The 21494-nt window shown below is 70.9% G+C and carries 22 protein-coding genes and 1 pseudogene; 11 read left to right on the forward strand and 12 right to left on the reverse strand.

What is annotated here, in order from left to right:
* Positions 1 to 245: 245 nt before the first annotated feature.
* Entirely contained in the window at positions 246 to 827 is a 582-nt protein-coding gene (locus I5Q34_RS12985) for a TMEM165/GDT1 family protein (RefSeq protein ID WP_199892327.1), read from the forward strand.
* Here I5Q34_RS12985 and I5Q34_RS36010 read toward each other — a convergent pair.
* On the reverse strand, positions 799 to 1308 hold the full coding sequence (locus I5Q34_RS36010; RefSeq protein WP_374193007.1) for a DUF6255 family natural product biosynthesis protein: 510 nt from the start codon (positions 1306 to 1308) through the stop codon (positions 799 to 801). The genes I5Q34_RS12985 and I5Q34_RS36010 overlap by 29 nt on opposite strands.
* A gap of 267 nt (positions 1309 to 1575) precedes the next feature.
* Here I5Q34_RS36010 and I5Q34_RS12990 point away from each other — a divergent pair, with 267 nt between their 5' ends.
* Entirely contained in the window at positions 1576 to 1884 is a 309-nt protein-coding gene (locus tag I5Q34_RS12990; protein WP_199892328.1) for a putative quinol monooxygenase, read from the forward strand.
* An 8-nt stretch (positions 1885 to 1892) separates the two neighbouring features.
* Positions 1893 to 3128, forward strand: a complete 1236-nt coding sequence (locus tag I5Q34_RS12995) for a helix-turn-helix domain-containing protein (protein WP_199892329.1) — start codon at positions 1893 to 1895, stop codon at positions 3126 to 3128.
* A gap of 28 nt (positions 3129 to 3156) precedes the next feature.
* On the opposite strand, the gene I5Q34_RS13000 is transcribed toward I5Q34_RS12995, so the two are convergent.
* Together I5Q34_RS13000 and I5Q34_RS13005 are read right to left on the reverse strand one after the other, a co-directional pair.
* Complete coding sequence (locus I5Q34_RS13000) at positions 3157 to 3513, reverse strand: hypothetical protein (RefSeq protein ID WP_199892330.1); 357 nt, start codon at positions 3511 to 3513, stop codon at positions 3157 to 3159.
* 563 nt (positions 3514 to 4076) lie between these two features.
* Positions 4077 to 4745: an HAD-IA family hydrolase gene (locus tag I5Q34_RS13005; RefSeq protein ID WP_199892331.1), complete on the reverse strand. Its 669-nt coding sequence runs from the start codon at positions 4743 to 4745 to the stop codon at positions 4077 to 4079.
* A gap of 485 nt (positions 4746 to 5230) precedes the next feature.
* Between I5Q34_RS13005 and I5Q34_RS13010 the strand changes: the two genes are divergently transcribed.
* Together I5Q34_RS13010 and I5Q34_RS13015 are read left to right on the forward strand one after the other, a co-directional pair.
* Positions 5231 to 6394: a dienelactone hydrolase family protein gene (locus tag I5Q34_RS13010; protein WP_234428745.1), complete on the forward strand. Its 1164-nt coding sequence runs from the start codon at positions 5231 to 5233 to the stop codon at positions 6392 to 6394.
* 246 nt (positions 6395 to 6640) lie between these two features.
* Positions 6641 to 8692: an MFS transporter gene (locus I5Q34_RS13015; RefSeq protein WP_199892332.1), complete on the forward strand. Its 2052-nt coding sequence runs from the start codon at positions 6641 to 6643 to the stop codon at positions 8690 to 8692.
* 1 nt (position 8693) lies between these two features.
* On the opposite strand, the gene I5Q34_RS13020 is transcribed toward I5Q34_RS13015, so the two are convergent.
* Positions 8694 to 9203 carry a GNAT family N-acetyltransferase gene (locus I5Q34_RS13020; protein WP_199892333.1) on the reverse strand — a complete coding sequence of 170 codons (510 nt, stop codon included), beginning with the start codon at positions 9201 to 9203 and terminating at the stop codon, positions 8694 to 8696.
* 418 nt (positions 9204 to 9621) lie between these two features.
* On the opposite strand from I5Q34_RS13020, the gene I5Q34_RS13025 reads away from it, so the two are divergent.
* Both I5Q34_RS13025 and I5Q34_RS13030 read left to right on the forward strand, forming a co-directional pair.
* Entirely contained in the window at positions 9622 to 11658 is a 2037-nt protein-coding gene (locus I5Q34_RS13025; RefSeq protein WP_199892334.1) for a bifunctional glycosyltransferase 87/phosphatase PAP2 family protein, read from the forward strand.
* A gap of 118 nt (positions 11659 to 11776) precedes the next feature.
* Positions 11777 to 13015, forward strand: coding sequence for a serine hydrolase (locus I5Q34_RS13030; RefSeq protein ID WP_199892335.1), 1239 nt, complete (start codon positions 11777 to 11779; stop codon positions 13013 to 13015).
* A 59-nt stretch (positions 13016 to 13074) separates the two neighbouring features.
* On the opposite strand, the gene I5Q34_RS13035 is transcribed toward I5Q34_RS13030, so the two are convergent.
* From I5Q34_RS13035 to I5Q34_RS13045, 3 genes are read right to left on the reverse strand one after another with little or no spacing between them, the layout of a single operon-like run.
* Positions 13075 to 13761, reverse strand: a complete 687-nt coding sequence (locus I5Q34_RS13035) for a hypothetical protein (protein ID WP_199892336.1) — start codon at positions 13759 to 13761, stop codon at positions 13075 to 13077.
* The gene (locus I5Q34_RS13040; protein ID WP_277965327.1) at positions 13758 to 14204 is read right to left on the reverse strand and encodes a DUF6114 domain-containing protein; all 447 of its coding nucleotides are present in this window, start codon (positions 14202 to 14204) and stop codon (positions 13758 to 13760) included. Before I5Q34_RS13040 ends, I5Q34_RS13035 begins: the two co-directional genes overlap by 4 nt.
* On the reverse strand, positions 14201 to 14824 hold the full coding sequence (locus I5Q34_RS13045) for a DUF6230 family protein (RefSeq protein WP_199892337.1): 624 nt from the start codon (positions 14822 to 14824) through the stop codon (positions 14201 to 14203). Before I5Q34_RS13045 ends, I5Q34_RS13040 begins: the two co-directional genes overlap by 4 nt.
* 1059 nt (positions 14825 to 15883) lie before the next feature.
* Here I5Q34_RS13045 and I5Q34_RS13050 point away from each other — a divergent pair.
* On the forward strand, positions 15884 to 17476 hold the full coding sequence (locus tag I5Q34_RS13050; protein WP_199892338.1) for a hypothetical protein: 1593 nt from the start codon (positions 15884 to 15886) through the stop codon (positions 17474 to 17476).
* A 5-nt stretch (positions 17477 to 17481) separates the two neighbouring features.
* Positions 17482 to 17694 (forward strand): hypothetical protein, encoded by a 213-nt coding sequence (locus I5Q34_RS13055; protein ID WP_199892339.1) that lies wholly within the window; start codon positions 17482 to 17484, stop codon positions 17692 to 17694.
* On the opposite strand, the gene I5Q34_RS13060 is transcribed toward I5Q34_RS13055, so the two are convergent.
* Together I5Q34_RS13060 and I5Q34_RS13065 are read right to left on the reverse strand one after the other, a co-directional pair.
* Positions 17688 to 17963: a DUF397 domain-containing protein gene (locus I5Q34_RS13060; RefSeq protein WP_199892340.1), complete on the reverse strand. Its 276-nt coding sequence runs from the start codon at positions 17961 to 17963 to the stop codon at positions 17688 to 17690. The genes I5Q34_RS13055 and I5Q34_RS13060 overlap by 7 nt on opposite strands.
* Positions 17960 to 18778: a helix-turn-helix transcriptional regulator gene (locus tag I5Q34_RS13065; protein ID WP_199892341.1), complete on the reverse strand. Its 819-nt coding sequence runs from the start codon at positions 18776 to 18778 to the stop codon at positions 17960 to 17962. The genes I5Q34_RS13060 and I5Q34_RS13065 overlap by 4 nt, the downstream gene beginning before the upstream one ends.
* A 125-nt stretch (positions 18779 to 18903) precedes the next feature.
* Between I5Q34_RS13065 and I5Q34_RS13070 the strand changes: the two genes are divergently transcribed.
* A complete protein-coding gene (locus I5Q34_RS13070; protein WP_199892342.1) occupies positions 18904 to 19074 on the forward strand; it encodes a hypothetical protein in 171 nt (56 codons plus the stop codon).
* 4 nt (positions 19075 to 19078) lie between these two features.
* Positions 19079 to 19207 (forward strand): annotated as a pseudogene (locus I5Q34_RS36015) (DUF6255 family natural product biosynthesis protein); the annotation flags it as partial.
* Between the two features lie 26 nt (positions 19208 to 19233).
* On the opposite strand, the gene I5Q34_RS13075 reads toward I5Q34_RS36015, so the two are convergent.
* Genes I5Q34_RS13075 through I5Q34_RS13085 form a run of 3 tightly spaced genes read right to left on the reverse strand, consistent with a single transcriptional unit; the run spans position 19234 to position 21468 of the window.
* Complete coding sequence (locus I5Q34_RS13075; RefSeq protein ID WP_199892343.1) at positions 19234 to 19752, reverse strand: hypothetical protein; 519 nt, start codon at positions 19750 to 19752, stop codon at positions 19234 to 19236.
* Positions 19742 to 20884, reverse strand: coding sequence for a hypothetical protein (locus I5Q34_RS13080; protein WP_199892344.1), 1143 nt, complete (start codon positions 20882 to 20884; stop codon positions 19742 to 19744). The genes I5Q34_RS13075 and I5Q34_RS13080 overlap by 11 nt, the downstream gene beginning before the upstream one ends.
* Entirely contained in the window at positions 20884 to 21468 is a 585-nt protein-coding gene (locus I5Q34_RS13085) for a WXG100 family type VII secretion target (protein WP_199892345.1), read from the reverse strand. The genes I5Q34_RS13080 and I5Q34_RS13085 overlap by 1 nt, the downstream gene beginning before the upstream one ends.
* Between the last annotated feature and the right edge of the window lie 26 nt (positions 21469 to 21494).

The raw sequence follows: 21494 nt of genomic DNA on the forward strand, positions 1-21494 counted from the left end.
AGAGTGCGACGGAAGGGGGGCGGCTGCGCGTCACGTACCCTGAGGGGAGCAGAAGGGGAGTAGCTCTTCGCCGGACCGTCGACATACTGCTGGGCCTCGCGCCCGGCCGGCGCCCGGAGCCGCGCCGTTCACGGTGCCGGCCAGCGAGACCTTCGGCCGCAGTGTCCATGACGCTGCCGTGCCGAAGCGACCCCTGATCCAGCAGGATTCTTCGGTGCGGCAGCCCCACCGAAGGGGAAGTTCCCTTGATCAGCCTCACCGTGACCGCCCTGGTCTTCGGCGTGATCTTCCTGGCCGAGCTGCCGGACAAGACCGCACTGGCGTCCCTGATGCTCGGCACCCGCTACCGCGCGTCCTACGTCTTCGCCGGCGTCGCCGCCGCCTTCGCCGTCCACGTCGCCCTGGCCATCGCCGCCGGCAGCCTCCTCACGCTGCTGCCGCACCGCCTGCTCCAGGCGGTCGTGGGCATCGCGTTCCTGCTGGGCGCGGCCGTGCTGCTGTTCAAGAAGGACGATGACGACGAGACGATCAAGGCGCCTGCCGACCAGTCCTTCTGGAAGGTCTCCGGCGCGGGCTTCATGCTGATCCTCGTCGCCGAGTTCGGCGACCTCACCCAGATCATGACCGCCAACCTCGCCGCCCGCTACGACGACCCGCTCTCCGTCGGCCTCGGCGCCGTCCTGGGCCTGTGGGCCGTGGCGGCCCTGGGCATCGTCGGCGGCCGGACGCTGCTGCGCTACGTCCCGCTGGCGCTGATCACGAAGGTGGCGGCGCTGGTGATGGTGGCGCTGGCGGGGTTCAGCCTGTACGAGGCGGTGGCGGGGTAAGGGTGGCCGAGGGCTGCCACGGTCTTCCCGCCGTACTCCGCCGGTTCGCCTCGGCCACCCTTCGGTGCAGGTCCTCCCGGCAGGAGGCTGCGGGGGTGCCGGATCTTCCGGGCTTCAGGCGGGCGGTGCCCCGGTGGGTGCGGGTCGGCCCGTAGAGCTGTGTGCGCTCGGGCAGTTCCAGGGCGAGCCCGAGCGCCCGGTAGTCGGTGACGCGGCGCGTACCGCACACACCGCAGGTGCTCATTCCATTCCGTGCGGCCCAAGCCGCCCGCGGATGAACGCAGTTCCTGTGGGGTGCGAGCGGGCCGTTCACCGTCGAGGGTGTCGTCCGAGCCGTCACGGGTGGCTCGTTCGGAGGTGTCACGGGTGGCTCGTTCGGAGGTGTCGGCCCATCTCCACGGTGAGTGCTTCGGCCGCGGGAAGATCCGAATGCCGGTGCGCCTCGTGCCACTTCCTCTTGATCTCTGTGCATCGAGGACATGTGGCGGGAGGGCGGTCGCGCTCGCCACCGGTGCCGTTACTCTGAGGGTGCATCTGATCTCCTGCTCGTGTCAGGGGTCGGATGTCGGCCTCGGCGGGGCTCGTTCGGTGGTACCAGCACCGATAGAGCCGATTTCCCGCCGGGGCCTTTTCCGTTCAGTGTGACCGCGACGTTACTCGCAGTATTTCTGCGAGTCAAGAAAAGCTACGTCTACCTCGGTCCGCTCCACTTCTGCGATTCTTGGTGCGACTTGAGGGGAGGACGGACGTGGCCGTGGGATATGGGCTGGTCGTGCGCTTCACGCTGCGGAGCGAGGAAGCCGCCGGAGCCTTCGACGAGTTGGTGTCGAGGACGCTCGAAGGGATTCGCCGGGACGAGCCGGGGACGGTGGTGTATGCGAACCATCGTGTACCGGACGAACCGGCCGTACGCGTCTTCTACGAGCTCTATGCGGACCGTGCGGCGTTCGAGGCTCATGAACGGCAGCCGCATGTCCGGCATTTCCTCGAAGAGCGCCAGAAGTTCGTGGCACGGGCCGACGTGACCTTCCTGGAGCACATCGACGGAAAGGTGTGATCGGTCCGGTGGCGGACAACGGGCGAGGCACGTTCGGCGCGAGGGTTGCGGAACTGAGGGCACGGCGTGGGCTGACGCAGAAGGATCTGGCGACCGCGGTCGGACGCACGACGAGCTGGCTCTCCCAGGTGGAGCGCGGGGTGCAGCCGGTCAACCGGCTGGATGTCCTGCGCCTCCTGGCGGACGGCCTGGGAGTCGCGGTGACGGAACTGCGCCCGGACGCCCCGCCGGATCCGGATCCGGCCGAGTCCTCGCCGCCGCCGAACGACCTGGACCGCGCCCGGCTCCTGCTCTCCGGCCATCCGGCCCTCGGCGCCCTCCTGTCCCTGGAGGAACGGCGTCCGGACCCCTCGCTTCCCGAACTGAGCGCGGACGTCGAGCGCGTGTGGGCCCTTGCGCACGGCAGTCGCCACGCGGAGCTGACCGTCGCGCTGAGCGCACTCGTCCCCGCGCTGGAGGGGACGGTCCGCACTGCGGGCAAGCGCGAACGCGCCATGGCGTACGGCCTGCTGGCCCGCACGTACCAGGCGCTGTCGGCCGCGTTCGCCCGGCAGGACGAGGCGGATGCCGCCTGGGTGGCCGCCGACCGGTCGATCGCCGCGGCCGAGATGTCGGGCCACGTCCTCGATGTGTTCGCGGGTACCTACCGGCTGGCCCATGCCTGTGTCCGGCTCAAGCGGTACGACCAGGCGGAGCACGTCGCGAGGACGGCGGCGGACGCACTGGAGCGCAGCGTCGGCGAATCCGGGGCGTCCGACGAGAAGTTGTCTCTCCTGGGAGCCTTCCACCTGGTGATCGCCCTCGTGCACGCCCGGTCCGGGAACCGGGCGGACGCCCGTCACGAGATGGAACGCGCGCGCCGCGTCGCCCGGCGCATGGGGCGCAACAGGAACGACTTCAACCTGGAGTTCGGGCCGACCAATGTGGAGATCCACGCGGTGGCGGTCGCCGTCGACCTCGGTGACGCCGGGGAAGCCCTCGACATCGCGGGGCAGTTGGACATGGCCGGGATGTCCGCCGAGCGGCAGGCGCGGTTCGCTCTCGACGTCGGGCGGGCTCATGCCCAGCTGCGGCATGTCGATGACGCGGTGGATCGCTTCCTGACGGCCGAGCAGCTGGCTCCCGAGATGGTTCGCTCGCACACCGCCGCCCGTGCGGCGATCCGGGACCTGATGCTCGTCGCGGGCCGCTCGGCTCCGCCCGAACTGCGGGCGCTGGCCGAGCGGGTGGATGCGGTGGTCTGACGCCGGCCGGCCCTCCGCGCGGGAGCAGTCAGCGCGTGCGGATCCGGATCACCCAGGAGAACGACTGCCGGTTGCACCTCGGGTCGTCGTCGCGGTCGTAGGTGTCGTCGGGCTCCGAGCAGTCCCACGTCGGGTGCTTCGACAGCCGGTGCCACCAGAAGTGCCAGGGGGCGCCGACGGCGAAGGTCAGGGGCCAGACGGTGAATACCAGCCCCCATGCGGCGGCGATGATCAGGGCGATGGTTCTGTCCCCGTACAGGACGCGGAGGTCGTTGTACTCGTCGTCCTCGACGAAGTGCCGGGGGGCGCATTGTGCGGCGTGCATGAAGACCATGCCCACGCATCCGTAGGCGGCAGCGGCCAGCAGCCAGGCGGTGGTGTTCATGGCGCGGACTCTAGCCACCGTCGTGCCATGGCAGGGCCCGATCCCCTAAAGTTACGTGTGTACGGGGTCCGCCTCGTACGCATGGAGCAGGAAGGGCCTCCACCCGGACCGGTCATCCAGGTGAAGGCCCCCGGTCAGTGACCTATCGGTCCGTCCCCAGGTGTTCGGGGGACGGGCCGGTCACCGGCCGTTCCACCAGTCGATGAACTCACGGATCACCGCGTGGATGATCCGCCTGAACAGCGACATCTTGGCGTGACGCCTCACTTCGCACCTCCTCCCCAACCGAGCGGCCAAGATTCCCGGTGACCGCGTGATCTCGGATTCGGGCCGGGCCCCGACGGCGTGGGGCCCGGACTGTCTCCTTGGGGAGGAGGCGCACTCGCGGTGCGCCGGGAGTGACCTTATCGGCTCTGTGGTGGGAAGCGTGCCGGTTTCGGCGAATCGTCAACTAGGCGGTCCGGCATGTCATTCGGAGGGCTTGCCGGAGGTTCTGCCCGGTGACGGTGGCGAGTTCGGAGGGGCGGGAGGTGAAAGTCCCGCGTGGGGTGCGGGGTTCCGGCTCACGCCCCCGTGAAGTGCAGCGTGACCGTCCCGTCCGGCATCCGCTCCACGCGGACCCGCGTCAGGTCCGTGACGTGCGCGTCCGGGCCGAGGGACGCCGCGCGCGGGCCCACGCCCACGACGCGCATGCCCGCCGCGCGGCCCGCCGCGACGCCCGCCTCCGAGTCCTCGAGGACGACGCACTCGGACGGGGCGAAGCCCAGCTCCGCGGCGCCCTTGAGGAAGCCCTCCGGGTCCGGCTTGCTGGCGCTGACCGACTCGGCCGTGACGCGGACGGCCGGCATCGGGAGGGCGGCGGCGCCCATGCGCGCCTCGGCCAGGGCGCGGTCCGCGGAGGTGACCAGGGCGTGCGGGACGTCCGCGAGGGAGGCCATGAAGGCGGGGGCGCCGCCGATCGGGACGACGCCGTCGGTGTCGGCCGTCTCGGCCTCCAGCATGCGGCGGTTGTCCTCGTGGTTGAGCTCCATCGGGCGGTCCGGCAGCAGGTGGGCCATGGTGGCCCAGCCCTGGCGGCCGTGCACCACCTTGAGCGCCTCGTCGGCGTCCAGGCCGTGCTCCTCGGCCCAGCGGCGCCAGCAGCGCTCGACGACCGCGTCGGAGTTGACGATGGTGCCGTCCATGTCGAGAAGGACGGCCTTGATCGCGCTCATGGTCTCTGACCTGCGCATATTGCACTCCTGCGGTGACGGGGCCGGGTTTTGTTCATATACGATACAAAGTCGGCTCCGGGTCCGACAAACGGTTCCGGCAAACGGTCCGGCAAGTGGTCTGGCGCACGGCCCGGCAAGCGGTCCGGCAGGCGTCGTGACGGCCGGTGCCTGCGGTGGTACGCGTACGTCGCCGCCCCCAGCGGCGGGCCCCGCGGAGAGGACCGCCAGGTGCGTCCCGCGGCGCGGGGGCGAGGCGTCCTCCGCGGGGGGAGCGGTTCCCTCCGCCGCGCGGTGGAACGCCGGCGGCCGTCCGGTCGTCCTCCATGGGGGAGGCGGGCATGGGTGATCACTCCAAGTCGGCTGGCGTGAGCGGAAAGTGACATACCGTCAGGTGACCCCCGCCGATCGGTGGGGCCGTATCCCCGCGCGGTACGGCCCGCGCCCGGATCCGCTCCTCCCGGCGGCCGATGCAGGACGCCTGTCCGCTTCCTAGCGTGACGATCATGAAGAATTCCGTACGTGCGAGCGGTGTCGCCGCCGCCCTGCTGACCGCCGCCCTGGTGGCACCCCAGGCGACCGCCGTCGCCGCCCCGAAGCCCGCGAAGGCCGCGGCCCCCGAGGTCCCCGCGCCCTCCGGCAAGCAGCCCATCGGCGAGAAGACCCTGCGTCTGGTGGACGCCGCCCGGACCGACCCGTGGAAGCCGTCCGCCGGGCCCCGCGAGCTGATGGTCTCCGTCTGGTACCCGGCCCGTCCGTCGGCCGGGGCCAAGGCGCCCTACGTCTCGGCCGCGCTCTCCCAGGAGCTGAACGGCAACGACAAGCTGAGCACCGTGCGCACCCACGCCGTCGTGGACGCCGCCCCCGCGCAGGGGAGGGCGCGGCCGGTCGTCGTCCTCTCGCCGGGCTTCACGCAGAGCCGCACCTCGCTCACCTCGCTGGCCGAGGAACTGGCGAGCAAGGGCTACGTCGTGGCCGCGCTCGACCACACCTACGAGGCTGCCGTGGAGTTCCCGGGCGGCCGCGTCGAGAAGTGCGAGCTGTGCGTCAAGGAGGACGTCGACAAGGGCGCGGTCGTCCGCAACCGCGTCAAGGACATCCGCTTCCTGCTCGACCGGATCACCACCGGTGACGGCCTGGTGTCCGGCCTGAAGGTCGACAAGGCCCGCATCGGCGTCGGCGGGCACTCGATCGGCGGGGCCAGTGCCGTCGAGGTCGCGGGTCAGGACGCGCGGGTGGCCGGCGCGGTCGACCTGGACGGCGACTTCTTCACCGAGCAGCCCGCCGGCGGGATCAAGAAGCCGGTCATGCTGCTGGGCGCGGCCCGCGCCGGTGAGCTGGGCGGTGAGCGGGACACCTGGAGCCCCGCCTGGAAGAACCTCACCGGCTGGAAGCGGTGGCTGGACGTCGCCAAGGGCGGCCACATGACGTTCACGGACAACCACTGGCTCGCCGACGCGGTCGGCCTGCCGGAGGGGCTGCCGCCGGACGCCTACGAGGGCGCCTTCGGCACGGTCAGGAGCGAGCGCGGCAACGCGCTCACCCGCGCCTATGTCGCGGCCTTCTTCGACAAGCACCTGAACGGGGCGGCGAGCCCGCTGCTGGACGGGCCGTCGGGCGACTTCCCCGAGGTCGCGTTCCTCAAGCAGGAGAACGGCCTCAAGAAGTAGGCACCGAGAAGTAGGCGCCGAGAAGGAGAACAAGTGGCTCCGCCCGCCGGTCAGGGAGTGCGGGCGGAACCACTTTGTTTCCTGAACATACAAAAAAGTAGTGCTTTTGCGCCAACGCTCCAGGTCACAGGGGTGGGCAGGGTGCGGGACGTCCCGTTTTGGACCAGTCCGACGGGCCGAAAACGCCCGTTCGGACGACCATGGGAACGTCGCGCCGGAACCGACCCGAGCCGAGGAGGCGGTGCCATGGCGCAGGAGTCCCCGGGTGCCGCGGTCGCCGCCGCACCCGCTCCCGGCGAGGGGCGGTCCGCCCGGTCCGTCCGGCTCGCGATCGGCGCGCTGCTGCTCGGCATGCTGCTGGCGGCGCTCGACCAGACGATCGTCTCCACCGCGCTGCCGACCATCGTCAGCGACCTCGGCGGGCTGGAGCACCTGTCCTGGGTGGTCACGGCCTACATGCTCGCCTCCACCGCGGCCACGCCGCTGTGGGGCAAGCTCGGCGACCAGTACGGGCGCAAGAAGCTCTTCCAGGCCGCCATCGTCATCTTCCTCGTGGGCTCCGCGCTGTGCGGCATGGCCCGGAACATGCCCGAACTAATCGGCTTCCGGGCCTTCCAGGGCCTGGGCGGCGGCGGGCTGATGGCCCTGTCGATGGCGATCGTCGGCGACATCGTCCCGCCGCGCGAACGCGGCCGCTACCAGGGGCTGTTCGGCGCGGTGTTCGGCGGCGCGAGCGTGCTGGGGCCGCTGCTCGGCGGGCTGTTCGTGGACAACCTCAGCTGGCGCTGGGTGTTCTACATCAACCTGCCCATCGGCCTCGTGGCGCTCGCCGTCATCGCCGCCGTCCTGCACATCCCCGTCCGCCGCACCCCGCACCGCATCGACTACCTCGGCACCTTCCTGATCGCCTGCGTGGCGACCTGCCTGGTGCTGATGACCTCGCTCGGCGGCGTCAGCTACCCCTGGTCCTCCTGGCAGATCATCGGGCTCGGGGTGCTCGGCGTGCTGCTGCTCGTGCCGTTCGTCCTCGTCGAGCGGCGGGCGGCCGAACCGGTGCTGCCGCTCGGGCTGTTCCGCAACCGCACCTTCACGCTCTGCTCGGTGATCGGCTTCATCGTGGGCTTCGCGATGTTCGGCTCGATGACCTATCTGCCGACCTTCCTCCAGGTCGTGCAGGGCGTCACGCCGACCCTGTCCGGCGTCCACATGCTGCCCATGGTCGCCGGCATGCTGATCGCCTCCACCGGCTCCGGCCAGATCGTCAGCCGCACCGGCCACTACCGCGCCTTCCCCATCTGCGGCACCTTCGTGATGGTCGTCGGGCTGCTGCTCCTGCACCAGCTGGAGCCGGCCACCGGCACCGCCGTGATGAGCGTCGCCTTCTTCGTGTTCGGCTTCGGGCTCGGACTCGTCATGCAGGTGCTGGTGCTCGTCGTGCAGAACTCCGTCTCCTACGAGAACCTCGGCGTCGCCACCTCCGGAGCCACGTTCTTCCGCTCCATCGGCGCCTCCTTCGGCGTCTCCGTCTTCGGCACGATCTTCAGCAACCAGCTCGGGCCGCGGGTCCGGGACGCCCTGGCCGGATTCACGCTCCCGCCCGGCATGACCCCGGGCAGTCTCACCGCCGACCCGCGCGCCGTGGAACGGCTGCCGGCGAACGTGCGCGGCGGCGTCCTCGCCGCCTACTCCGACTCCATCACCGACGTCTTCCTCTACGCCGTCCCCGCCGGCCTCTTCGCCTTCCTCCTCGCCTGGTGGCTCAAGGAGGAGCCGCTGCGCGGCAGCGTCACCGCCCCCGACACCAGCGAGGTCGTCTCCAGCAACCCCGTCGAACGCTCCTCGCGGGACGAGGTGGCCCGCGCGCTGTCCCTGCTCAGCAGCCGCGAGGGCCGCAAGCGGGTCTACGAGCACATCACCGAACGGGCCGGACTCGACCTGCACCCCGCCGCGAGCTGGATGCTGCTGCGCGCCGAGCGCCACGGGCACGTCGAACCCCCGCTGCTCGCCGAGCGGGTGGACATCCCGCTGCACGTCCTCACCGACGCGGTACGGCAGTTGGAGTCCCGGGAGCTGGTCACCCGCGAGGGTGTGCGGATCTTCCCGACGGAGGAGGGACGCCGGCAGGCCGGGCTGCTCCTCCGGGCGCGCGAGGAGTCGCTCGCCGAACTGCTCGGCGACTGGTGGGGCCCGGACCGGCCCACCGACCTCGACACGCTCGTCCACGAGCTGTGCGCCGAGCTGTGCGGCTCGGACGCGGAGCAGCCGCACAACGGCCCGCGGTCGGACCATCGCCTCTGACTCAGGCGCTGCCGCCGCCCAGTTCCTTGCCCAGCCACACCTCGGCGTGCGGGCCGTGGACGTACGCCGGTATGCCGGTGTAGCCGTGCCGCGCGTACAGCGCCCGCGCCTCCGCCAGGTCCAGCCTCGTCTCCAGCACCACCCGTGCCGCGCCCCACGAGCGGGCCGTCTCCTCCAGGGCGGTCAACAGCGCGGGCGCCACGCCCCGGCCGCGGTGCGCGGGGCGCACGTACATCCGCGTCACCTCGGCCCTCTCCTCGTCCAGCCGCCGCAGCCCGGCGCAGCCGGCCGGCTCGCCGCCGCGGCGGGCGACGAGCAGGACACCGCGCGGCTGTTCGAGGTCGTCGCACGGCATCTCGGCGAGGTGGCGCTCGATCTCCTCCGGGGTGCAGACGCGTTGCTCCCGCAGCAGGTACCAGCGGTCGGCGACGTCGGTCAGGTACGCGCGCAACAGGGCCCGGGCGGTGGCGGAGCCGACGGGGACGGGGGCGATGACGAGGGAGTCGGTCATGGGGCGGCAGCGTGGCACGGGGGCGCTCGGGGGCGCGAGGGGTTTGCGGGCGGGGGCTTGCGCCGTGCCCGCGCGGGCGCCTGCGGCGGTCCGCCCCCGGCGCCTGGTATAGATCCGTGACACGGGTGCCGACCGGCCGCGTGCCAGGTCATCCCGCCCCGGCCAGGGGCCCGGACCCCACCGCCAGGGATCCGGACCCCACCGGCCAGGGATCCGGACCCCACCGGCCCGTCCGGAATGCCGGATACGCTCCGGCATCTTCTGTCCGAAAGCAACACGTTCAGGCCATGTATGGAAGGTTGTTACGTGACCTGGGGGCGACCTGCGGGTGTCCGTCAGGACTCAGTAAGGTCTCAGAGGGCCCCTGCGTGGGTGACCGACCGGGGGCCCGGCTGGGCGACTGGAGGAGCTGCACGGCGTGGTGAATGCAGAACGGGGCGGACTGGGAAGTCCGCCGAGGGCCGGCTCGCGGACCGTCCTGGCGCTGGGCGCCCTCTGGCTGGTCGCAGGCGTGCTGGCCGTCCGTCAGGCCGCCGTCGTACTGCGCCGGCCGCCCGAGCGCCGGTTCACCGAACTCGCGACCTGGATAGGGGACCACGGCGTGCTGCGCGCCCGCGGTTCCTTCTACGACAACGACCAGTTCACCGGCACCCCCTTCGGCGGCCTCGTCCTCAAACCGCTCACCCGCGCCGCCGAGCACAGCCTCGGCGTCGGCTGGACGATCGGCACCCTGCTGCTCGTCGTCGTCCTCGCGCTCGTCGCCGCCCGCGCGCTGCCCGGGCCGCTGTCCCGGCGCACCGCCCTGCTCGCCGCGCCCGCCGCGGTGAGCCTCGCCGTCCTCTCGCTGCCCGTCCGCAACACCTTCACCCTCGGCCAGACCAGCATCTTGCCCGTCCTGCTCGTCCTGCTGGGCTGCTGCCTGCCCCGGCTCGCGGAGGGCTCCGGCCGCTCGGGCGGCGTCCTCATCGGCCTCGCGGCCGCCCTCCAGCCCGCCGTCCTGCTCTTCGTCCCGCTGCTCTGGCTCACCGGCCGCCGCCGCGCGGCCGCCGCCACCGGGGCGACCTTCGCCCTCGCCACCGCCCTGGCGTGGGCCTCGGCGCCGGACGACTCGTGGACGTACTGGATCCACCACCTCGCCGGCGCCGGCCTCGGCGAGGTGCCCGACGGCCTCGCCAACCAGTCCCTGCACGGCCTCCTGCTCCGCCTCGGCCTGCACGGCCCCGCCGAGATCGCGCTCTACGCGGTGCTCGCCGCCGCCGTCGCCGTCCTCGGCCTGCGCCGCGCCGTGCACCACGCCCGCGACGGGCAGCCGCTGCTCGCCGCCGCGATCACCGGCTGCGTCACCGTCGCCGTCTCGCCCACCGCCTTCCAGCACCAGCAGCTCTGGATCCTGCTCGCGCTCGTCGGCCGGGTCGGCCGCCGCCGCGCCGACCGGCTCGTGTGGCCGGTCCTCGTCGTGCTCGTCATGACGCTGCCCAGCAAGATCCTCATGCCGGACAACCCCGTCCTCGCCCCCCTCGGCGACAACGCCCCGCTGCTCGCCGCCCTCGCCGCCGCCTGCGCCGTGCCGTTCCTCTCCCGCGACTCGGCGGTCTGGGACCGGCCGGCCCCCACCCCGGTCGCCGAGCCGCAGCCCGGCCGCTTCCGCTGGGTCCCGCTCATGGGCTTCTGGAAGCGCCCGCTCAACCGCCCGAATCTGCTACTGGAGTTGATGCTGATACGGATGGGCTACTTCGTCTATTCGTACATCCGCGGCAGCGCCCCCGACGAACGGAGCGTCGCCGAGGCCCACGGCCGGCAGATCATCGGCATCGAGGAGTTCCTGCACGTCAACTTCGAGCACGGCTTCAACCACTTCGTGGCGGGCGTCGGCTGGCTCAAGGACGGCATGAACTACTACTACGGCACCTTCCACTTCCTGGTGCCGCTGTCCCTGCTCGGCTTCCTCTACCTGCGCCGCCCGGCCACCTACCGCTGGGCGCGCACGGCCCTGGCCCTGGCGACCCTCATGGCGCTCGTCGGCTTCTGGGCCTACCCGCTCGCGCCGCCGCGCCTGATGCCCGGCCGCGGCTTCATCGACACGGCCAACGGCCCGCAGGACCTCTCCAACCCCGACTTCGGGGCGCTGACCCAACTGTCCAACCAGTACGCCGCGATGCCCTCGCTGCACATCGGCTGGTCGCTGTGGTGCGGCGTCGTGATCGCGGTCGTCGCGCCGAAGCTGTGGATGAAGATGCTCGGCATGGTCTACCCGCTGCTCACCTTCCTGGTGATCGTCGGCACGGCCAACCACTACGTCCTCGACGCGGTCGGCGGCGCCCTCGTCGTCGCCTGCGGCTTCGCCGTCCAGTACGCCCTGACCGGCCCGGGCCGGCAGGCGCTCGCGAGGATCCCGGGGGCGCGCAGCGAACTGGACGCGCTGGAGCCGGTGGGGCGGAGGTCGGCGCGGGTCTGAGACGCGGTCCGAGACGCGGCTCTGAGGCGCGGGTCCCGAGGCGCGGGTCTGACCGGACGCATACGGTCCGTGGCCGATTACCGCCGGTCGCCCGGCCGGCGCCCCTACGGTCCTGATCATGAGAACTGGGGTTGTACGGGCCGCGACAGTGGCCCTGAGCAGTGTGGTGCTGGCGGCGATGGGGGCCGTCGGCGCGGTGGCCGATCCGGCCCGGTCGGCGGCGCCGGACGCGGCGGGGGTCCGTACCGCCCTGGAACGCACCGTCGCGGCCGGGGCACCGGGCGCCTTCGCCGTGATCCGCGATCACGACGCCGCTCCCGAGACCGTCACCGTCGGCAAGGCGAACCTCGACGGCACTCCCATGAACGCCGACTGGCGCTTCCGCGTGGGCAGCAACACCAAGATGTTCACCGCCGCCCTCGTGCTGCGCCTCGCCGAACAGGACCGCGTCGACCTCGACAAGCCGCTGCGCACGTACCTCCCGGCCGGGACCCTCCCGGAGGGCTGGGACATGACCGTCCGGCAGGTGATGCAGCACCGCTCCGGCGTCTACGACCACACCAACGACCTGCTGGAGCAGGCGGGCGAGGAGACCACGAGCGCCTTCGAGAAGCGCATCCGCAACACGGTCTACACGCCGGCCGAGCTCGTGGCGCTGTCGGTCAAGCACGGCAAGCAGTTCACGCCGGGGAGCCGGTACACGTACTCGAACACCAACTACGTGCTGCTCGGCATGGCGATCGAGCACCTCACCGGCCGCTCCTACGCGGACGTCCTGCGCGAGCAGGTCATCGAGCCGCTGGGCCTGACCGAAACGTCGTTCGTCGTCCCCGACAAGGCCATCGCCGGCCCGCACGTCACCGGCTACCTGACGAACGACGACCGCTCCGAGCCGCTGCTGGACTCCACCGAGTCGAACGGCTCCTGGATCTGGAGCGCCGGCGCCGTCATCTCCTCCTCCGCCGACCTCGACCGCTTCCTCGGCGCGCTGCTCGGCGGCCGGCTGCTCTCCGACGCGTCGCTGCGGCAGATGACGAGCGTGCTGCCCACCCCGACGGCGAAGATCGCCTACGGCCTGGGCCTCCGCGAGGTCTCCCTCTCCTGCGGCAAGGTCTACGGCCACGGCGGCATCGTGCAGGGCTACCAGACGCAGTCCTTCGCGACGCGGGACGGTGAGCGGACGGTGGTGGTCTTCGCGAACGCGTCCAACAACGGTGCGGTGACGCAGGGGTTGATGAACACCCTGGAGCCGGCGTTCTGCGGTACGCCGTCGAAGTCCTCGCCGCGGACGAAGCGTTCGGTGACTCCGGCTCCGGTGACCCCGGTCGTGCCGGTGGCCGACGACACCCGTATCTGACGCCCGGCGCGGTGACCGCGGCCCGGCCGGTTTTTCCCGGCCGGGCCGCGGCTCTGCCGTCAGCTGCCGACGGTGATCCGCGACGCGGGGTCCGTGGTGTCGGTGATGTCGTAGACGGCGTTGAAGACGGACGTCTTCGTGGCCGTCGGACAGCCGAAGCCGCCCTCGACCTTCACGGACACGGTCGCGTCGGTGACCGTGAACTTGGAGGGGCCGGTGTCGTCGCTGTTGGTGAAGACCGTGCCGAACGTCGCGGGTGCCGTGGGCGCCGCCGTCACCGTACACGTCGCCAGGCCGGTGCTCTTGAGGACGAAGCCGCCGGTGGGAATGGTCAGGGTGGCGGTGATCGGGTCGCCGTTCTGCATGGAGACGTTCCAGGTGCCCGAGGTCTCGACGCTCACCTTCACGCCGGCCAGGCTGGCGACGCAGTCGGTGTACGTGGGCGGGTTGAGGTCGCTGGCGACCGGCCCGGACGGGTTGGAGTTGCCCGGGGCGGCGGGGACCTGGTTGTTGGTGCTGCCGGTTACGGGCTTGGAGCTGGACGTCGAGCAAGTGACCGTCAGGGAACCGGCCTTGAAGGTCGCCTTGCCGTTGAGCGTGGCGGCGAAGGAGTGTCCGGCCGGGGTGACGGTGGTGGAGGGGGCGTCGGCGGTCCGGGCCGTGGCGGTCCCGGCGGCTGCCAGGGCCAGGGCGGCGGTGGCGGCGAGGAGGGCGTAGGCGCGGGGGGTTCTGTGCGCAGCGGTCATTGCGGCTCCTTGGGTGGGAGGCTGGGGTGGTGCTGCGGAACCTTGAGCAGCGAGACGCGCGGGGACGGTGGGGGGTGCGGCTGCCATGCGAAGACCATGCTGCCGCCGACGACGCCGAGGATCGTGCCCAGCAGGAACCCGCCGAGGTTGGACAGCACCAGCGCGGCCGCCGCGCACATCACGGCGACGATGCCGGCGAAACCCCGGTAGTGGGGCGCGAACCAGGCGCTGAGCCCCATGAGGATCAGCACCAGCCCCATGAGGATCGACAGGATTCCCGTGATCCCCTGGACCAGCATGACCTTCAGCGGCCCCAGCGGAATGAGCGATATCTCGAGTCCGGCGAGAGCGGTGAACAGGCCGCCCCAGAACGGGCGGCCCTTGCGCCACATCCGCCACGCGAACCAGGGGTGGCGGCGGCGCGCGCCGGCGCCGGAGGTCACTTAAAGCACTCCTGCTTGCCCTTGTGAAGGCCCAGGTCCAGGCCGACCAGCCGGAACTTGGCCGCGGTCGTGGCCCAGGCGGTCTGGTGGAGATTGGTGATCCTGACCTTGTCGGCCTGCTGGGCGAACGCGTCCTGCATGCCCTGTGCGGTCGTGGGTCCCTTGTCCAGCGTGGACGCGTCGCGGCCGATCTCGATGTGGTCGAACTCGGCGTCGCCGGAGATCTGGGTGGCGTCGACGAAGAGGTCCTTGGCCGTGACGGGGCGGTCCGGGTCCTTCCCGGCGGAGAGCTTCAGGGAGATGGAGAGCGGCCCCAGCTCCGTCACCACGGACTGGCACAGGTTGTACAGCTTCGCGTTCTTGATCGCCGTCACGGCGACGGGGATGACCTCGTCCCGCTGGTTGGTGTCGATCCCGCCGTACTGGGCGAACCCCTCGCCCTCCAGCTTGTCCGCCGAGACCTTGAACTGCTGCCCCGACACCGCGAACGACGCCGCGAGCGCCCCCTGCGCGAGCGCCACGGCCAGCGCGGCGGTGGCCGCGAACCCCGGGACGGCCAGGACGGCGAACTTCCGCCATCTGACCCGTCCCGTCACCTGTCTGCCCTGAGCGTCCTTCATGGTGCCGTTCCCCTCGGTGAGCGCCGGTGAGGTCGGTAAGTGATCTGACAACGTTGCCAAGTGCGGGGGCATGCGAGGGGCGTTCGCCGCATCAAGAAGGATCAATGCGCCGAACGCGCATCGTACGAACATGCCGTCCCAGAAAGGTGTACCCGAGAGTAAGTCCGGTACGGACCAGTGACAAGGGTTCGCGCGGACAGCAATGGCCTTATGGCGTTGGGCAGTTGAACAAGCCGGACGGGGGTGGGGGCGGCAGCGGTGGGCGGTTTACGTGGCCGTGCACGGCCGTCCGCCCGCATCGTCGTTGTGCACACAAAAAGACGCGGGCTGCGGCGATGGAGGGTGGCGGGCCGGTGCCCGTTGCCGGGCGCGGGTGTTGGGCGGGCCCCGGGGTGGGCGGTGCACCTCGGCGCGGGCCGTTGGGCCGGGGTGTGTGCACGGCCATGTGCCTTGGTGGGCGCGCCCGCCCTGCCTGATCCCGAGGTGGGAGAGGTAGGGGGTTGGCAGGTGGTGCCCCTGTGGTGGTTGACTGATGAATTGCGGGCATTTTGGCTGCGATTCCGGCCTCGCCAGGCTCCCTGTACGTCCAAATCGCCCGCTATTCACCCCGGCGAGGAGCCGCCCGCACCCGGCAGTGGACACCGGCCCGCCGCCCCTCCCTCGCCGTAGCCGCTGCTTTGGGCCCGGAGGGCCCGAGACGAGACGGGAAGCCGGCGAATCACCATGCCGTCCGGCGGGTTTCGGGCCCCGCCGGGCGCTGGGCTGAGGGGTCGGGCGCCTGGGCTGCGATCCTGTGGATCTTGGAGTGGGAGGGGCTTGGGTGGACGACTGCTGGCTTGGTTATAGGTCATAGCTGGTCACGTTGCCACTCGTGTGGGTGGTGTGGGTCAGGGTTGTTCATGTATAGGGTTTTGGTTACCGGTTGGGTGTGCGGTGCTGGGGAGGGGGTGTGGCATGCCAGTGGTGCGTCAACGCGGCAAGCGGCGTGGACTGCGGGCGATTGCCGCACCCTTCACAGTGGCCGTGCCGTCTGGTGCGCGGATCCGGGATCGTTTGCGGGTGAGTGCTGACGATGCCGAGGTGCTGCGGCTTGTCGGCGCCCACAACGGCCGCCTCCAGCGTGGCGATCTGGCCCGGCGTGTCGCCCTCGGCGATGTCAAGGGCAGGGACGCGCGGCGGTCCGGACGGAAGCGGGGGCTGACGGCGGGATCGTCCTCGCGGTGGGCCGGGGCGATGACCCGCACCAGCGAGGACCAGTACCAGCTCTCCCTGCGCTGTCTCCACGACGAACGCGCCCAACTGCGCCGCACTATCAGGGCTGTCGAACAGCGCCTGGCCGCACCCGTCGGTGCCCGCGCGGGAAGGGTGCGTGGTTACGCGGACCGCCACGAGCGCCACCAGAAGCAGCGGCGCCTGCGCGCCCTGCGCACCCGACTGGCCCGCACCGAAAAGCTCATCGAACAAGGCCGCCCCGGCATTGTGGTGGGTGGCCGCCGCCTGCTGAAGCTCCGGCACAGCCTGGAGCAGGCCGGGCTGACCGAGGCGCAGTGGCGGCAACGCTGGTCGGCCGCGCGGCTGTTCCTGACCGCCGACGGTGAGAGCGGGGCCCCGTTCGGGAATTACACAATCACCGTCAGCCCCGACGACGGCTCCGTCACCCTCGTACTGCCCGAGCCCTTGCGGCACCTGGCCAACGCCCCTCGCGGCCGGTACCGGCTCGCGTGCACCGTCACCTTTCACCACCGGCGCGAGGAATGGTTCGACCGGGTCAGCGCCCATCAGACCGTGCGTTACGACATCACCCACGACCCGGTACGCGACCGCTGGTACCTGGACGCGTCCTGGTCCACCGGCACCACACCCCTGCCCTCCCCACAGGACCTCAAGAACGCCGGGGCGCGGCTGTTGGGCGTCGACCTCAACGCCGACCACCTCGCCGCCGCCGTCCTTGATTCCCACGGCAACCTCATCGGCCAACCTCACACCGTTCACCTGGAGTTGGCCGGACCCACTGCCACGCGGGACGGCCGGCTGCGCCAGGCCATCACCCACCTGATCGCTCTTGCCCGCGAGCGGGGGTGCGCGGGGATCGTGATCGAGAATCTCGGCTTCGACGACGCCCGTGCCACCGGCCGCGAAACCATGGGCCGAGGCCGGCGCGGCAGGACCTTCCGCCGCACGGTGGCGGGTATCCCTGCTGGCCGGTTCCGTGAACGCCTACGTTCCATGGCCTACCACGCCGGGCTCGTCGTTGTCGCGGTCGATCCGGCGTACACCTCCCGCTGGGGCGGCCGCTATTGGCAGTCCCCGCTCCAGCAACAATCACCGACTGCCGTTGTCACGCGGCATCATGGTGCCGCCGTGGCGATCGGCAGACGCGGTCTGGGCCACCGGATCCGGTGTCGGCCAGGTGCGACCGCCCACCACCGGAGGATGGCGGGACGGAGAGCTACCGGCCAGATCGGACCCGATCCCGGACCGCGCGGGAGCACGAGCCCACCGAGGACAGCGGGCACACCCCAACCAGGTGACAGGACCCGACCGTGCCGACGTGACCCGCTCGTGCCGCCCCGGCCTCGAAGACCGTCCGCGAGGCCACCGGATCAACCATCCGGTATGCGAAGTTCGGCCAACACCGGCCAACAACGCTAGGAACGGTGAGACTCGTCTGGCTGTGGTGGCTTGTGCGCCACAGCAACAACTTCGGGTACAGCCATGGGCTGCTGCGGGCGGGGATCGGGACGTTCGCCGTGCTGATCACGGCAGTTGTGGCCGGGCTCGCCCTACGGCGCCGGCGCCACCGTCTTGCCTCGGTGACCACGGGGGCCGTGGTGTTCGGGGGCGGTGTCGCCTGGCTGGCGTGTCATTGAGGGGTGAGTGTGCCGAGGAAGTCCCGCCAGGCGGGGGTTGGGAAGAGGAGGGCGGGGCCGGTGGGGCGCTTGCTGTCCCTTATGGGGATGGTGTCGCCGGGGGCTTGGGTGGGCGCCCATCCGAGGCATTGGCCGCCGTTGCTGCTGCTGTAGCTGGACTTGATCCACTCCGTGGGTATGAGGTCGCCCACCTCGACGCAGTTGCCCCCGTTGGTGCTGCTGTGACTGCTCCTGTGCCAAACGACGCGGAGCCGACTTGCGCTGATCATCTGCGGAGCTCCTTCAGGCGGGCCTCGATCAGTTCCGCGGAAGCCACGGGCGACAGGGCTGTCGCCCTGAGTAGATCGTACGTGCGAGCTGCAGGGCCGACATCCGTGGCGTCAGCAGTCATGTACCCTCGCGCAAAGCCGTCGATGTAGAGCACGTCCTCACCCTCGTCGAAACCGAGGATCATGAATGGGCCCTCCAGTCCTGGATGGGCGGCGATACTCGCGGGGATGACCTGGATGACCGTGCGCGGCGACTCGCCTGCGGACAACAGACGTTCGAGCTGTCCGCGCATCACGGCCGGGCCGCCGACCTGGCGGAGCAACACGTACTCGTCCATGACGAACCATGCGTGTGGTGGCATCTCTCGTTCGAAGATGCCCTGCCGTGTGATGCGGCCCGCGACCAACTCATCCAGGTTGTCTGGGCGTACCGCGCTGTACAGCGACCTGGCGTAGTCCTCGGTCTGGAGCAACCCGGGCACGACCTGCCCTTCGAAGGACCGGAAGGCCGCCGCCTCCCGTTCGAGTTCGACGAACGGCAGGAACCAGCTCGGATAAGCGAACTTGATCACCAGCGGGTACAACCGCCCGAAGTGCCCACCCGTCCCGAACGCGACGTCCAGATCCCGCGCCAGGTCCTCCGACGGCACCCGTTTCGCCGACTCCACGTACGAGATCATCGCCTGTGTCGTATGGGCCAACCGGGCCGTCTCGCCCTGCGACTTGCCCGCTTCCGTGCGCACCCGCTTGAGCTCGGAGCCGAAGAAGGCCAGGAGCGACGACGTCGGGTCCGGTGAGTCCGTTTCGGCGGTCATGGGCAGCAGCGCACCTTTCGCGTCATAACTCGGGCGAAGTTATGGGTCCCCCTCTTCCGGAGCGTACTCGCGGTCCGCAACGCTGTTGATACATCCAGTAATTGCCCATCCGAAGGGGTACCCCCATGCCCGCGTCGGCGCCTCCGCCATCTCAGCTGCCCCCGCCCGTCCCCGTCCCCTGCACGGAATGCCGTCGCATCAAGGACGCCTTCCACGCCGCCACCCGCGAAGGGAACCGCACCGCCGCGCAGGGCTGGATCGTCGCCATGGGCCGCCACCAGCGCTGGATGCACTGACGTGATGGAGACGTGCGTACACGCCGCCATCGCGTGGACCGTGGCCGCCGGCGTCGCGACCTGCCGCCACTGCGGCGTGCGCCGCTTCACCGCGTACGCCGCGCTGTGGCGCGAGGTCCCGGGGCCGGCGGAGGACGGGCCGACCTCCGCCGGGACGGGTCAGGCCCGGTGGAACACCAGCGACGGGCACACGTCCGGGTCACGGTCCTCGAAGAGGACGGGGGCCCCGTTGTCGCCGCCGACCGCCAGCTTGCTGACGGGCTCCTCGGCGGGGTCGTCACGGAATCGCAGGGCGATCGTCGTCCCGTCCGCGCCGGGGAGCTCATCGTCGTCCCACGTCCCCGTGCCGTCGAAGCGCTTCGAACTCCCGTAATCCGGCGCGGAGTCGGCGAGCGGCCAGTTCGTCACGCGGAAGGTGTGGTCCGGGTACGTGAGGGTGATCCGCATGCCGTCGGGGCCGGTGAACTCGCCGTCCAGGCTGGTCGGCGAGACGTTCGCCGACGGCTTCGGGCACCCTTCGGACAGCGGGCCGCCGCCCAGCCAGTTCGCGGCCCGTAGATAGCCAACTGCCAGCAGCAGGACGAAGACCAGGGTGAAGGCGATGCCGCGCGGCACCGTGCCGTACATCCACCGCAGCGCACGCCGGACCGGTCCCGGCCGGGTCGTGTCAGTGGCCATGTGCGGGCAGTCGTTCGGTCCAGGTGACGGTCTGGCTGACGCCGCGGCCGGGGCCGGCGGGCGGGTTGAGGTATCTCTGCCAGTCGTAGTAGCCCATGTAGTGGATCGCGGATTCCACGCTGGTGGTGTTCTCCAGGCGGTAGTTGACGATGACGGAGCCGTCCGGGTCCTGGCCCTTGATCTCGTAGTGGACGCTGTAGGAGCCGAGGAACGCCTGTCCCAGGCCGTCGTCGTCACCGGTGACGATGGCGGGCAGGTCCTCGCCGAAGAGCTTCTTCAGGGCGCCGATCTTGCCGTCCTTGGAGATGGAGTAGTTGGCCTTGCCCTCGCCCTCGCCCGTCTCGCGCCACTGCTTGAGCGTCTGCTTGCGGATGTCGTCCATGCTCTCGCTGCGGCGGATCAGTTCGGTGAACCGGTCGCCGTTGGTGAAGTCCTGGTGCCCGGGGCCGGTGCCGGTGGCCCAGTCCATGCCGAGGTCGTAGGGGTCGGTGTCCTTGCGGGCCGGGTGGGGGTCCTTCCCGCGCATGGCGAGGGAGAGGGCGTTGTACTGGTCGGTGCCGATCGACGACGTGTGGTTGATGTCGGTGAGCTGCGGCTTGCTGTTGAACCACTGGTCGACGCCGATGTCCTGCATGAGCGTGATCGACAGGTTCTCGTCGGCGAGATGGCCGCGGCGGCATATCTCGATGATCTCGTCCTGCGCGGCGTCCATGTCCTTCTGCGCGGAGGCGTCGTCGGGGGCGTCCGCCGAGCAGACGCCGTTCACGACGCTGCGGGATACCGCGCCGTCGCGGCCGACGTGCAGGCCCTTGGCCGTGGCGCGGGTGACGGCGTCCTTCAAGTCGCGCTGGGCGGCCTTGAGTTCACCGGCGCCGTCCTGGATGACCTTCCGTACGGCGTCGGCGACCTTGGCGGCGGCCCCGACCTGCCGCTGGATGTCGTCGATCTGCGCCCAGGCGTAGGGGGCGGCCGCGCCCTCCCAGTAGCCCTTGTCCTTGAGCGGGCGCAGCACCTCGTCCCCGACGCGCTTGGCGAGGCCGTTGATTTTGCTGTGGGTGTCGCCCCACTTGGCGGCGAGCGTGTCGAGGGCGCCGAAGTCCGTGGAGAGCAGCTCTTCGTAGAAGGAGGGCATCAGCGGCCCCCGTTCGGCGGGAGCGGGAACGGGGACGAGCCGGGGTACGGATACGGATACGGCTGCGGGAAGCGGCTCGACGGGGAGGGCCGGAAGCCGTCCCGGACGCCGTGGTCGGTGTCCTTGTAGCTGTGGGCCGCGAGCCGCAGGCTCTTGGAGATGTGCGTGAGCCAGGCGGTGACCGTGCCCGCCTGCTGCTCCCACTGCTCGTGGGAACGTTTCAGCGCGTCGGCGGTCTGGAGCCCGTCGAGGGCGCGGGCCGCCGCGCGGGTCGGCGCCTCCAGGGACGCGGCCGGCGTCTGAAAGGCGTCGTGGATGGCGTCGGCCTTCCCGGCGGCGCCCTCCAGGACCGAGCCCTCGATCCGCAGGTTCGGGGCCACGGGGCCGTGGACGCCGGGCGGGAGGGAGCGCTGCGGATCGGGCGCGCCCGGGTCGTAGAGGTTGGGCTGCCCCGGCCAGAGTGTGCTCAGGGGAGGCGGCGCGACGACCCCCTTCTGCCCGGGCGGCAGCGGCATCCAGACGTCGGGCGGCTCGGGCAGCTTGCCGTCCGCATGATCCTGGTGTGTCTGTTTCCGGTCGCTCATGTCCAGTTGTTCCCCCGTGGTCGTGC

It is taken from the genome of Streptomyces sp. AV19 (assembly GCF_015999245.1).
Lineage (GTDB): Bacteria > Actinomycetota > Actinomycetes > Streptomycetales > Streptomycetaceae > Streptomyces.